Origin of the sequence: Actinomycetospora sp. CA-101289, from assembly GCF_050955895.1 — a bacterium.
Lineage (GTDB): Bacteria > Actinomycetota > Actinomycetes > Mycobacteriales > Pseudonocardiaceae > Actinomycetospora.
Map to the genome: position 1 here is coordinate 4450543 of NZ_CP192093.1, position 12792 is coordinate 4463334.

Here is a 12792-nt window from a genome sequence, read left to right on the forward strand (position 1 = left end):
GCCCCGCGACGCGAACCCGACCGGCGGTCCGTCCCCGCACCCCGGCTCGCGCGACGCTGCACGCGGTGCCCTGGGCGCTGGGCGCGGGCGTCGTCGGGGTGCAGATCGCGTTCCCGCTCACCGGCGGCGGCACCCCGGCGCTGACCGTGCTGGCGGTGGCGCTGTTCGCGTTCGCCTCGGTGGCCCACGCCCTGCTGACGCGCGGCCCGGCCGCGGCCGCCGGCCTCGTCCTCGTCGCCGGCGGCGGGGGTCTGCTCGTCGAGGCCGTCGGGCTCGCGACCGGCCTGCCGTTCGGCGAGTACCGCTACACCGGCTCGCTCGGCCCGGCCGTGCTCGGCGTCCCGGTGGTGGTGCCCGCGGCCTGGACGATGATGGCCTACCCGTCGCTGATCGTCGGCCGGCGTCTCGTCGCCACGCTGCGCCCGCGCCACCCGCGCCTGGTCACGATCGTGCTCGGCGCCTGGGCGCTGGCGACCTGGGACGTGTTCCTCGACCCGCAGATGGTCGAGGCCGGCCACTGGTACTGGCTCGACCCCACGCCGACCCTGCCCGGGGTGCCGGGCATCCCGGTGTCGAACTTCGCCGGCTGGCTGCTGGTCGCCCTGCTCATGATGGCCGCGCTCGACCGCGTCGTGCCCGCCCCGCACGCCGGGGACGACCGCCTGCCGCTGGCGCTGTGGGCCTGGACCTTCCTGTCCTCGACGATGGCCGCCGCCGTGTTCTTCGGGCGCCCGTCGGTGGCGCTGGTCGGCGGGCTGCTCATGGGGCTGGTCGGGGTGCCGCTGCTCGTGGTGCTGCGCCGCCACGGCTCCGGCCCGCGGGTCCCGGCGTGAGGACGCTCGTCGGTGTCGGGACGACCCTGGCGCTCGCGTCGCTGGGCCTGACCGTCGACAACCTCCGGCGCCTGCGCACCCCCGACCCCGCCGCCGCCCCGCCCGCCGAGTGCGTCGCCGTGCTCGTGCCGGCCCGCGACGAGGCCGCCGGCATCCGCGACTGCGTTCGCGCGCTGCTCGCCGCCGTCGACGGCTGGCCCGCGCCGGTCGAGGTGCTGGTCCTGGACGACGGCTCGACCGATGGCACCGGCGCGCGGGTGCGGGCGCTCGGCGATCCGCGGGTCCGGGTGCTGGACGGGGTCGCGCCCCCGGCCGGGTGGCTCGCCAAGCCCTGGGCGTGCCACCAGCTCGCCGGCGCCGCGCACCCCGACACCGGGGTGTACGTCTTCGTCGACGCCGACGTCCTCGTCACCCCGCACGGCCTCGCGGGCACCGTCGACCTGCTGCGCCGCGCCCGGCTCGACCTCGTCTCGCCGCACCCCCACCAGCTCGCCGAGGGCCCGGCCGAGCGCCTCGTGCAGCCACTGCTCGCGTGGTCGTGGCTCGCGACGCTGCCGCTCGGGCTCGCCGAGCGCTCGCCGCGCCCCACGCTCGCCGCTGCGAACGGCCAGGTGCTCGCCGTCGACGCCGCCGCGTACCGGGCGGCGGACGGGCACCCCCACGGCGAGGTCCTCGACGACATCGGCCTGCTGCGCGCGCTCAAGCGGGCCGGGCGGCGCGGGGTGGTCGCCGACGGCACCGACGTCGCGACGTGCCGGATGTACCGCGGCGCGGGCGAGCTGCGCGAGGGCTACGCGAAGTCGCTGTGGGCGGCGTTCGGCTCGCGCGGCGGGGCGGTGGGGGTGCTCGCACTGCTCGGTCTCGTGCACGTGGTGCCCGCGGTCGCGGCGCTGGGCGGGTCGCGGGTGGGCCTCGTCGGCTACCTCGCGGGCGTCGCCAGCCGGGCGCTGGCGGCGCGCCGCACGGGGATGCGGGCCGGCGACGCCGTCGCCCACCCCGTGTCCGTGCTCGCGGTGGCGGGGCTGACCGTCGACTCGTTCCGACGGCGGCGGGCGGGGACGCTGCGCTGGCGCGGGCGCCCGGTCGAGGCCGCGCCCGGGCAGCAGCCGGCCGCGGCGTGACCGACCCGCACGTCGTCGTCGTGGGCGGCGGACTCGGCGGGCTGGCCGCCGCCGCGCGGCTCGCCGCGGGCGGGCGCCGCGTGACGCTGCTCGAGCAGGCCGAGCGCGTCGGGGGCAAGCTCGGGACCGTCGAGGTCGGCGGGTTCCGCTTCGACACCGGCCCCTCGCTGGTGACCATGCCCCCGGTGCTCGAGCGGCTCTTCGCCGACACCGGCGCCCCGCTGTCCGACGTCCTCGACCTGCAGCGCCTCGACGTCGCCGCCCGCTACCGCTTCGGCGACGGGGTCGAGGTGGACGTGCCGGGAGAGCGCGCGGCGATCGGGCCGGCGCTGGACGCGGCGCTGGGCGACGGGGCCGGGGCCCAGTGGGAGGCGTTCCTGCGCCACGCCGAGCGGGCCTGGCACGCGACCCACGAGCACTTCCTGGAGTCGCCGGTGTCGCCGGCCGGGCTGGCGCGGCTCTCGCTGCGCGTGCGGGACCTGGCCGCGGTCGCGCCGTGGCGCAGCCTGCGCGGGGTCGGCGCGCGGTACCTGCGCGACGAGCGGCTGGGGATGCTGCTCGACCGCTACGCCACCTACTCCGGCTCCGACCCGCGGCGCGCGCCCGCCGCGCTGGCCGTCGTGCCGTACGTCGAGCAGGAGTTCGGGTCCTGGTACGTGCGCGGCGGGCTGCGCCGGCTCGCCGAGGCCGTCGCCGACCGGTGCCGCGCGCTGGGCGTGGAGATCCGCACCGGGACCCGGGTCACGGGCATCGACGTCGCGGGCGGGCGGGTCTCCGGGGTCCGGACGGACGACGAGGCGCTGCCGGCCGGGGACGTCGTCGCCAACGCGGACGCGGCGACGGTGTACGGCGGCGCGGGTCGGCCCGGCCTGCTGCCGCGCGGGGTCGGCGCGACGGCGCGGTGGCGGCTGGCGCGCACGACGCCCTCGTCGTCGGGGTTCGTGCTGCTGCTCGGGCTCGAGGGCCGCGACCCGGCGACCCCGCACCACCGCGTGCTCTTCCCGGCGTCGCGGGCGGCGTACGACGCGGAGTTCGACGCCTACCGGGGCTCCGCGCCGGCGGCCGCACCGACGGTCTACGTGCACGCGCCCGACGACCCCGCGCTGCGCCCCGACGAGCACAGCGAGGCGTGGTTCGTGCTGGTCACCGCGCCGCGGCACGACCCGGGGCGCGGCGTCGACTGGGACGCGCCGGGCCTGGCGGAGCGGTACGCGGACCGCATCCTGGACCTGATGGCCGAGCGCGGCGTCGACGTGCGCCACCGGATCCGGCACCGCGTCGTGCGCACCCCCGCCGACCTCGAGCGCGAGACCCTCTCCCCCGGCGGGTCGATCTACGGGACCTCGTCCGACGGCGCGCTGGCCGCGTTCCTGCGCCCCGCCAACCGCTCCCCGGTGTCCGGGCTGCACCTCGTCGGCGGCTCCTCCCACCCCGGCGGAGGACTCCCCCTGGTCACCCTGTCCGCCGAGATCACCGCGCGCCTGGTCCTGTCCCCACGTGCGTGATCTTCTGAGCCATAGCTCAGAAGATCACGCACGTAGGCGGCGGTAGACCGTCACGGTCACCTGGACGAAGCCCACCACCGCGAGCACCGCGGCGACGGCCACCGCGATCGTCGCCACCGGCAGCCTCGGCGTCACCGCCGTCCCGAGCAGGCCCAGCGACACCACGATCACGCGTGACGGCCGCTCCCACACGCTCACGACGCCGACGTCGGGCAGGCGTGCCGACGCCCGCACCGACTCCTGGAGCAGCGTCAGCACGCCCACCCCGACCGCGAGCCACCCCGGCGCCCCGGCCAGCACCAGGGCCACGAGGAACGCGACGTCGCCGACGCGGTCGACGAGCGGGTCGAGCACCCGCCCCCACGCCGACGCGGTGTCGGTGAGCACGGCGACCGCGCCGTCGAGCCCGTCCAGGAGCGCGCACCCGACCGCCAGCACCGCCCCGGTCAGCGCGCCCCAGCGCCCGGCCAGCACCGCGAGCGGCACCGCGACCCCGCAGACCCCCGACGCCGTGGTCAGCACCCACGGCGGCACGCGCCGGCGCGCCAGCGGGTGGGCCACGACGTGCACGATCCGCAGCCACCCGAGCACGACCCCGCGCGGCTCGATGCCCCCGTGCGCCGCGGACCAGCGGGCGAGGAAGTCCTTCACTGCTCGCGCACGACGTCCGCGGGGTCCTTGTCCTCGCGCAGACCCTGGTAGCGCGGGTGCCGCAGCCGGCCGTCGGTGGTCCACTCGCTGAACCCGACCTCGCACACCAGCTCCGGGCGCACCCAGTGCTGCCCGGACTCCCGCACCCGGTCGGCGAAGGGCGAGCCCTCCGCCGCCAGCGGGTCCAGCCGCGCGCGCAGCATCGTCAGCGCCGCCGCGTCGTACCCCGTGCCGACCTTGCCCGCGTACCGCAAAGCCCCGGACCCGTCGTGGTGCCCGACGAGCAGCGCGCCGAGCCCGCGCCGCGAGCCCGACGGGTCGGTCCAGCCGCCGATGACGAACTCCTGGTCGCGCACGCACTTGAGCTTGAGCCAGTCGCGGCTGCGCCCGCCGAGCACGTACGGGGCGTCGGAGCGCTTGGCGATCAGCCCCTCCCAGCCGTCGGCGCACGCCTGGGTGAGCAGCGCCGACGGATCGCCCGCGAGCGCCGGCGACCGGAACAGCGGCGCGTCGAAGGCCACGGCGTCGTCGAGGAGCCGGTGCCGCGCCGACTGCGGCAGCGCGGTGACGTCGGAATCGTCGACCACGAGCAGGTCGAACAGGTGCGCCTCGACCTCGACGCCGGTGCGCCGCGCCCGCTCGGCGTCGGCCACGTGCATGCGCGCCTGCAGGCTCGAGAACGTGCCGTCGGCGGCCACGATCTCGCCGTCGAGCACGAACCGCTCCGGGCCCTGGGCGGCGAGCGCCTCGACGATCTCGGGATAGCTCGCGTCCATCGGCTTCTCGTTGCGCGACCACAGCCGCGGCGCCTGGCCTCGCTCGCGCGTGGCGATCACGCGCACGCCGTCGAGCTTGCGCTCGAACACCCACCCCTCGCCCGGCGGGTGCTCCTTCGACAGCGTCGCGAGCATCGGCGCGCGGAACCCCGCCCCGTCAGCCCGGCGCAGCGCACGCTGCAGCTCGGAGGGGAGGTCACGCATCCCGTCCTCCTACCCGGCCCGGCCCGCGGCGATGCCCTACCGTCGCCCCATGAGCGAGCAGCGCGAGGACGCAGCGGACATCCAGCAGCGCTACGTCGCCGAGTACGACGAGGACCAGGCGCTGGTCGAGGGCCTCGACCCGGCGCAGCCCCGCGAGCAGAAGACGACCGACCAGGTGGCGGCCCAGGGCGACCACGTCGACGAGGACGTCGAGGAGATGGCCGACCCCGAGCGGTGACCGGCGGGTAACCGAGACGTGGCGACCTGACCGACGCTGTGCCACGATCCTCCGCCATGCGGTATCTGGTGACCGGCGGTACCGGGTTCCTCGGACGCAAGGTCCTGACCCGATTGCTCGCCCGCGACGACTGCGAAGCGGTGTACGCGCTGGTGCGCGCGGGCTCACGCGACCGGCTGCTGCGGCGCCTCGCGGACGCCGAGGGCCACGAGAAGGTCGTCCCCGTCGTCGGCGACCTCACCCAGCCCCGCCTGGGCCTGCACGACGCGGAGATCGACGGGCTCGCGGGCCGCGTCGACCACGTCCTGCACCTCGGCGCGATCTACGACATCACCGCCGACGACGAGGCCAACCGCGCGGCGAACGTCGACGGCACGCGTGGGGTGGTGGAGGTGGCCGGGAAGATCGGCGCCACCTGCCTGCACCACGTGTCGTCGGTCGCAGTGGCCGGGGAGTACGAGGGCACCTTCACCGAGGACGACCTCGACGTCGGGCAGACCTTCGGCAACCCGTACCACGAGACCAAGTACGCCGCGGAGCGCATCGTCCGCGAGGAATCGTCGGTGCCGTGGCGCGTCTACCGCCCCGCGGTCGTCGTCGGCGACGCGCAGACCGGCGAGATGGACAAGGTCGACGGGCCGTACTACCTGCTCACGGCGATCTCCTTGCTCGGGCGGTTGCCGAGCGCGCTGCGCTTCGCGGTGCCCGAGCTCGGCGCCACCAACGTCGTCCCGGTCGACGTGGTGGCCGACGCGATGGTCCACCTGCTCCACCAGCCCGGCCTGGACCACCGCGCGTTCCACCTCGTGCACCCGCGCCCCCAGCCGCTCTCGGAGGTCTACAACGCCTTCGCCGCGGCCCTCGGCGCCCCGCAGCTGCAGGCGACGATGCCCGAGGCGGTCGGCGCGCTCGTGCGCCGCGGCGCCGCCGCCGCCCAGCAGTTCACGCCGGTCGCGGCGGCGCGGGACATCGCGCTCGCCGAGCTCGACATCCCGCCCGAGGTGCTCCCCCACCTCACGTTCAGCGCCCGCTTCACCAACGACGAGACCCGCCGCGCCCTCGAGGGCAGCGGCGTCTCCTTCCCCGAGATCGGCGACTACGCCGGCGTGCTCGTCGCGTACTGGCGCGAGCACCTCGACCCCAACCGCCACCGACGCGACCGCGAGGGCGGGCCGCTGCAGGGCCGCCGCGTGGTCATCACCGGCGCCTCGTCGGGCATCGGGCGCGAGACCGCGTTCAAGGTCGCGCGCGCCGGCGGCGTCCCGCTGCTGGTCGCGCGGCGCACCGAGGAGCTCGAGGAGGTCCGGGCCCAGATCGAGCGCGACGGCGGCCAGGCCTGGGTGTACTCGTGCGACATCACCGACGGCGAGTCGGTGGACGCGCTGGTCAAGGCGATGATCAACGATCACGCGGGGCCGGACACCGGCATCGACATGCTGGTCAACAACGCCGGGCGCTCGATCCGCCGCGGCGTGCGCCTCGAGCTCGAGCGCTTCCACGACTTCGAGCGCACGATGGCGATCAACTACTTCGGCGCGGTCCGGCTGACCCTCGCGCTGCTCCCCCACATGCTGGAGCGCCGCTTCGGGCACATCGTCGACATCTCGTCGATCGGGGTGCAGACCGGCCCGCCCCGGTTCTCGGCCTACGTCGCGAGCAAGGCCGCGATGGACGCGTGGGCCGAGATCGTGGCCACCGAGGTGCTCGGGGAGGGCGTCACGTTCACCACCGTGCACATGCCGCTGGTGCGCACGCCCATGATCGCCCCGACGCGCATGTACGACGCCTTCCCCACCGACTCCCCCGAGGAGGCGGCGGACAAGGTGCTGCACGCGCTGATCGACCGGCCCAAGCACGTCGGCACGCTCCTGGGCACGTTCGGCGCCGTCTCGGCCGCGCTGACGCCGCGCCTGAAGGACGCCGTCATGCACATCGCCTACCGGGTGTTCCCGGAATCGGCGGCGGCGCGCGAGGGTAGTTCGTCCTCGGACCACGACGACGCACGGATGCTCGAGACGGGCCCGCTCTCCCGCGGCGCCCAGGCCATGGCCCGACTTCTCCCTGGAGTGCACTGGTGAAGACCCCGTTCGGCACCCCCACCGAGCTCGCCACCGGGCTGCGGCTGCTGACCGGAGCCGGCGTCGTCGCCCCGGTGCCGCCGCACCGGCTGGCCATGTTCCCCACGGCGCTCTACCGCTACGGCTTCACGCCCACGACGGCGTACGTCGTCTCGCGCTGGCGCCACCCGGACCGCGTCGCGATCATCGACGACCGCGGCACGGTGACCTTCCGCGAGATCCACGACCGCACCGACCGGCTGGCGCGCGCGCTCGCCGACCGCCGCGTCGGCCCCGGCTCGCGCGTCGCGGTGCTCTGCCGCAACCACCGCGGCCCGATCGAGACGATGCTCGCGACGAGCAAGCTCGGCGCCGACGTCGTCCTGCTCAACACCGGGCTCTCGCCGTCGCAGATGAAGGGCGTCGCCGAGGAGCAGGAGATCACCACGGTGGTCGCCGACGCCGACCTCGCCGACCGCCTCGAGGAGGTGCCCGAGAACGTCCAGCGCGTCTGGGCGTGGACCGAGGGCAGCGGCTGCTGGGGCGACGACTCGCTCGAGGGCCTCATCGCGGCGGACGGCTCGCAGGACCTGCCCACCAAGCCGCCGATCGGCAAGACGATCGTGCTGACCTCGGGCACCACCGGGACGCCGAAGGGCGCGGAGCGGCCCTCGATCAGCGGGATCGGGCCGGTCAACGCGATCCTCTCGCGCATCCCGCTCGCCGCCCGCGAGCCGGCGCTGGTGTCGGCGCCGCTGTTCCACACCTGGGGGTTCGCGGCGTTCCAGATCGGCTCGCTGATGGGCTCGACGCTGGTGCTGCGCCGCAAGTTCGACCCCGAGGACGCCCTCGCCGCGATCGCCCACCACCGCTGCACGTCGATGTTCGCGGTGCCGGTGATGCTGCAGCGCATCCTCGAGCTCGACGACGACGTCAAGGCGAAGTACGACGTGTCGTCGCTGGCCACGGTCACCGCCACCGGCTCGGCGATGCCGCCCGCGAAGGTCACCGAGTTCCTCGACACCTTCGGCGACAAGCTCTACATGCTCTACGGGTCCACGGAGGTCTCGTGGGCGTCGATCGCCAAGCCCGAGGAGCTGCGCAGCGAGCCCGGCACCGCGGGGCGCCCGCCGGCCGGCACCGTCGTCAAGATCCTCGGCGACGACGACCAGGAGGTGTCCACCGGCGAGACCGGCCGCATCTTCGTGGGCAACGAGATGCTGTTCACCGGCTACACGGGCGGCCGCGGGGAGACCGAGGAGGTCGACGGCATGCTCGGCACCGGCGACCTCGGGCACTACGACCGCCACGGCCTGCTGTTCATCTCCGGGCGCGCCGACGACATGATCGTCTCGGGCGGCGAGAACATCCACGCCGGCGAGGTCGAGAACCTGCTCGCCGACATGGACGGGGTCAAGGAGGCCGCGGTCGTCGGCGTCGACGACGACGAGTACGGCCAGCGCCTCGCGGCGTACCTGGTGCTCGAGTCGGGAGCGTCGGTCGACGCGGACAAGGTCCGCGACCACGTCAAGAACAACCTCGCGCGCTTCGCCAGCCCCCGCGACGTCGAGTTCCTCGACGAGCTCCCGCGCAACAACACCGGCAAGGTGCTGAAGTCGGAGCTTGGGCCTTCGGCCTCGTGAGCGCTTGCCCGTGCCTGAGCACGGGCAAGCACGCACACCTCGCAGGCAGACTGGGCACGTGACGACGCCGGAGCCGGGCACGCAGCGCCTGCGTGCCCCGGCGCACCGCGTCAGCCGGCGCGCGCGCTCGTGGTGGGCGCTGCGCTCGGGCGTCGGCACCGTCGTCCTGCTCGTCCCCCAGGCCGTCGCCGCGTTCTTCCTGCCCGAGGTGGCCGACGTCCTGCTCGTCACGGGCGTCGTGACGCTCGTCGCCGGCGTCGTCCACCTGCTCGCCGTCCCCCGCGTCCGCTACGCGCTGCACCGCTGGGAGGTCACCGACGACGCGGTGCACACGCTCTCGGGGTGGCTGCGGCTCGAGTGGCGCATCGCCCCGATCTCGCGCATCCAGACCGTCGACACCGACCGCGGCCCCCTGCAGCGCCTGTTCGGCCTGTCGTCGGTGACGGTGACGACGGCGTCGTCCAGCGGCGCGCTGGCCATCGACGGCCTCGACGCCGACGACGCGGTGGACCTGGCTGACCGGCTCACCCGCGTCACCGAGACCCTCGGCGGGGACGCCACGTGACCACGGCGGGCCCCGACTGGCAGCACCTCGACCGGCGCATGCTCGTCGTGCACCCCGTCGTCGACCTGGTCAAGCTCGTCCCGGTCCTGCTCGTCATCGCGATCACCGGCGGCTCGACCGACGACCGCTGGCGGCTCTGGGGCGGGCTCGTGCTCGCCGCCGCCGTGCTGGCGTTCGGGGTCTCGCGCTGGTTCACCACCACCTACCGCGTCGGCGGCGACCGCGTCGAGCTGCGCACGGGCCTGCTGCGCCGCCACCACCGCAGTGTGCACCGCGACCGCATCCGCACCGCCGACCTCACCGCCAACCCCGCGCACCGCCTCTTCGGCCTCGCCGTCGTGCGCGTCGGCACCGGGCGGCGCGAGGGCGGCGACGACGCCGAGCTGACCTTGGACGCCGTGCGCCGCGGCGAGGCCGAGCGGCTGCGCGCGCTGCTGCTGGGCGGCGCCACCCCGGACGACCCCGACGCCGTCGCGGTCCCCGAGCTCGCGCGCCTGCGCTGGACCTGGGTGCGCTTCGCCCCGCTGACCTTCTCCGCGCTCGCCGTCGTCGGCGCCGTGTGGGTCGGGCTCTTCCGGCTCGCCGAGGAGTTCTCGCTGCGGGTGCCCGACGCGGAGATCCTGCGCGAGAGCGCCGGGCGCGCCCCGATCTGGCTCGGCGCGGTCGCGCTGCTGGTCACGGCGGTGGTCGGCGCGGCCGTCGTGTTCGTCGAGGGCTGGTGGGGCTACCGCCTCACGCGCGCCGACGACGGCGGCCTCGTCCTGCGCCGCGGGCTGCTGACGCGCCGCACCCTGTCGCTGGAGGGCCGCCGCATCCGCGGCGTCGAGCTCGACGAGCCGCTGCTCGTGCGCCTGGGCCGCGGCGCTCGCCCGCTGGCGCTGACGACCGGGTTGCGCGCCGACGGGCAGGGCGAGCACGTCGGCGCCGTCGGCCCCGCCATGCCGCGCAGGGAGGCCCACCGCGTCGCCGCGGGCGTGCTCGGCGTGCCGCCCGCCGCCGGGACCCGGGTGCCGCTGGTCCGCCACCCGCGCGCGGCGGTGCTGCGGCGCGTGACCCGCGGGTTCGCGCCGGCCGTCGTCGTCGCCGCGGTCCTGCTCGCCCGTCCCGAGGCACCCGGCGACGCCGTCGTGGTGCCCGTGCTCCTGGTCCTCGCGGCGCTGCTCACCGTCGACCGCATCCGCTCGCTGGGCCACGCGCTCACACCGTCGCACCTCGTGACCCGACAGGGCGCCTGGGTGCGCCGCACCGTCGTCCTGCGCCGCGGCGGGGTGATCGGCTGGCGCCTGACGCAGACGTTCACCCAGCGGCGAGCCGGGCTGCTCACCCTGCACGCCGTCACCGCAGCCGGGCGCGGGCGCTACGAGGTGCTCGACGTGGGCGTCGACCGGGGCCTCGAGCTCGTCGGCGACGTCACCCCCGGGCTGCTGACGCCCTTCCTGACCGACGGCCGGGCGGCCGGTCGGCTGGTGCGCCGTTAGGGTCAGTCGGGTGAACGCGCGCCTCGTGTGGATCGACTGCGAGATGACCGGCCTCGACCTGGGTCACGACGCCCTGATCGAGATCGCCGCGCTGGTGACGGACGCCGACCTCGTGCCCTTCGGCGAGGGCGTCGACGTCGTCATCCACGCGACGGACGAGGCCCTCGACGCCATGCCCGACGTCGTGCGCGACATGCACGCCAAGTCGGGGCTCACCGACGAGGTGCGGCAGTCGACGGTGACGATGGCCGAGGCCGAGAAGCTCGTCCTCGACTACATCCGCACCCACGTGCCCGAGGGCCGGTCGGCGCCGCTGTGCGGCAACTCGATCGCCACGGACCGCGGCTTCATCGCCCGCGACATGCCCGAGCTCGACGGTCACCTGCACTACCGCATGGTCGACGTCAGCTCGATCAAGGAGCTGTGCCGGCGCTGGTTCCCGCGGGTCTACTACGCCCAGCCGGAGAAGGGCCTGGCCCACCGCGCGCTGGCCGACGTCCGCGAGTCCATCCGCGAGCTCGAGTACTACCGCCGCACCGCCTTCGTCGCCCAGCCCGGGCCCACGTCGGAGGAAGCCCAGGCCGCGGCCGCCTCGGTGGTCGCCGACGACCGCGCCGGGGTCGTCGCCGCCGAGTCCACGGGGTCCGGCCCCGCGGGCGGCCAGGCTCCGCCGCCGGGGATGTAGCGGTTTCGGCCGGGGTCGCCGCCGGCCACCCTGCCCCGTTCCGCCTCGAGCCCGGGGGCGCTCCGCCCCCACGCCCGAGGAGATTCGATGCCGCTCGTGACCACCGTCGCGCACCAGCAGTGGGAGACCTGGGACGACCCCGTCCGCGGCCGCCTGCGCTGGTGCCTGCTCGACGACGGCACCGACGCCGTCACCACCGGCGTCTTCGAGCTCGCCGACGGCGGCTGGATGGGCCGCCACCGCCACGCCGCGGCGGAGGTCTACTACGTCCTGTCCGGGCAGGCCGTGGTGGCGCTGGACGGCGAGGAGGTGACCGTCGACGCCGGGTCGTTCGTCCGCCTCCCGCCCGACGTCGAGCACGGGATCCACGCTCTCGGCGGGCCGGTGCGGGTCCTGTTCGTCTTCCCGACGAGCGCCTTCGGCGACGTCGTCTACCGCTTCAGCGCGGAGACCGCCGCCTGACGGGCCGGTGCGAACGCGCTCGCGCCCGGCTTGTACGCTGGTCCACGGCTCGCCGGAGTGCACCCGGGGGACCATGGTGGGTGTAGCTCAGTTGGCAGAGCACTGGGTTGTGATCCCAGGTGTCGCGGGTTCAAGTCCCGTCACTCACCCGGACGGCAGCGGACCACCCGCTGTCGGATCGAGATCACTGGCTTGCTAGAGTCTCGATCACGCGCCGTTAGCTCAATGGGCAGAGCAAGTGACTCTTAATCACTGGGTTCGGGGTTCGAGTCCCTGACGGCGCACTCTTTTCGGCTGGTCACAGCCCTGCAGGGCGATCTTCGATGTGACTCCGGACCCTTCTCACCGGCCGTTAACTCTAGCCGACGACGAGGTTGGAGATCATCTACGCGGCCACCTCCGCAATGGTCGACAGACTGAGCCAGTACCCGCGCGGGCTCTCGATGGGCGCTGGATGCGCTCTGCTGATCGCCCCGCGCATCCGCCTGCCGGGCTGCAAATCGCGGGAGGTGCGAGTCGACAACGAAGGCGCCGGCGCGATGATCGAGTCGCGCACATGGCGCTGGCGAATCGC

Annotated in this window: 12 protein-coding genes and 2 tRNA genes; 12 read left to right on the forward strand and 2 right to left on the reverse strand. The window is 75.1% G+C overall.

Annotated elements, in window-relative coordinates:
* The first annotated feature begins 65 nt into the window (after window positions 1-65).
* Genes ACQPX6_RS22195 through ACQPX6_RS22205 form a run of 3 tightly spaced genes read left to right on the forward strand, consistent with a single transcriptional unit; the run spans window position 66 to window position 3459 of the window.
* Entirely contained in the window at window positions 66-833 is a 768-nt protein-coding gene (locus ACQPX6_RS22195; protein ID WP_433782573.1) for a carotenoid biosynthesis protein, read from the forward strand.
* Window positions 830-1954, forward strand: a complete 1125-nt coding sequence (locus ACQPX6_RS22200) for a glycosyltransferase (protein ID WP_433782574.1) — start codon at window positions 830-832, stop codon at window positions 1952-1954. The genes ACQPX6_RS22195 and ACQPX6_RS22200 overlap by 4 nt, the downstream gene beginning before the upstream one ends.
* Window positions 1951-3459 carry a phytoene desaturase family protein gene (locus tag ACQPX6_RS22205; protein ID WP_433782575.1) on the forward strand — a complete coding sequence of 503 codons (1509 nt, stop codon included), beginning with the start codon at window positions 1951-1953 and terminating at the stop codon, window positions 3457-3459. The genes ACQPX6_RS22200 and ACQPX6_RS22205 overlap by 4 nt, the downstream gene beginning before the upstream one ends.
* A 24-nt stretch (window positions 3460-3483) precedes the next feature.
* Here ACQPX6_RS22205 and ACQPX6_RS22210 read toward each other — a convergent pair whose 3' ends face one another.
* Window positions 3484-4110, reverse strand: coding sequence for a CDP-alcohol phosphatidyltransferase family protein (locus tag ACQPX6_RS22210; protein WP_433782576.1), 627 nt, complete (start codon window positions 4108-4110; stop codon window positions 3484-3486).
* Entirely contained in the window at window positions 4107-5090 is a 984-nt protein-coding gene (ligD, locus tag ACQPX6_RS22215; protein ID WP_433782577.1) for a non-homologous end-joining DNA ligase, read from the reverse strand. Before ligD ends, ACQPX6_RS22210 begins: the two co-directional genes overlap by 4 nt.
* 49 nt (window positions 5091-5139) lie before the next feature.
* On the opposite strand from ligD, the gene ACQPX6_RS22220 reads away from it, so the two are divergent.
* From ACQPX6_RS22220 to ACQPX6_RS22260, 9 genes are all read left to right on the forward strand, one after another.
* Window positions 5140-5328, forward strand: a complete 189-nt coding sequence (locus ACQPX6_RS22220) for a hypothetical protein (RefSeq protein WP_433782578.1) — start codon at window positions 5140-5142, stop codon at window positions 5326-5328.
* 56 nt (window positions 5329-5384) lie between these two features.
* The gene (locus ACQPX6_RS22225) at window positions 5385-7406 is read left to right on the forward strand and encodes an SDR family oxidoreductase (protein ID WP_433782579.1); all 2022 of its coding nucleotides are present in this window, start codon (window positions 5385-5387) and stop codon (window positions 7404-7406) included.
* Window positions 7403-9028, forward strand: coding sequence for an AMP-binding protein (locus ACQPX6_RS22230; RefSeq protein ID WP_433782580.1), 1626 nt, complete (start codon window positions 7403-7405; stop codon window positions 9026-9028). The genes ACQPX6_RS22225 and ACQPX6_RS22230 overlap by 4 nt, the downstream gene beginning before the upstream one ends.
* Window positions 9029-9086: 58 nt before the next feature.
* Window positions 9087-9593: a PH domain-containing protein gene (locus ACQPX6_RS22235; protein WP_433782581.1), complete on the forward strand. Its 507-nt coding sequence runs from the start codon at window positions 9087-9089 to the stop codon at window positions 9591-9593.
* Window positions 9590-11071 carry a PH domain-containing protein gene (locus tag ACQPX6_RS22240; RefSeq protein WP_433782582.1) on the forward strand — a complete coding sequence of 494 codons (1482 nt, stop codon included), beginning with the start codon at window positions 9590-9592 and terminating at the stop codon, window positions 11069-11071. The genes ACQPX6_RS22235 and ACQPX6_RS22240 overlap by 4 nt, the downstream gene beginning before the upstream one ends.
* Window positions 11072-11081: 10 nt before the next feature.
* Window positions 11082-11756 carry an oligoribonuclease gene (orn, locus tag ACQPX6_RS22245; protein WP_433782583.1) on the forward strand — a complete coding sequence of 225 codons (675 nt, stop codon included), beginning with the start codon at window positions 11082-11084 and terminating at the stop codon, window positions 11754-11756.
* 87 nt (window positions 11757-11843) lie between these two features.
* Window positions 11844-12218, forward strand: a complete 375-nt coding sequence (locus ACQPX6_RS22250; RefSeq protein ID WP_433782584.1) for a cupin domain-containing protein — start codon at window positions 11844-11846, stop codon at window positions 12216-12218.
* 76 nt (window positions 12219-12294) lie between these two features.
* Window positions 12295-12367, forward strand: a tRNA-His gene (locus ACQPX6_RS22255).
* 62 nt (window positions 12368-12429) lie between these two features.
* A tRNA-Lys gene (locus ACQPX6_RS22260) sits at window positions 12430-12502 on the forward strand.
* The last annotated feature ends 290 nt before the right edge of the window (window positions 12503-12792 follow it).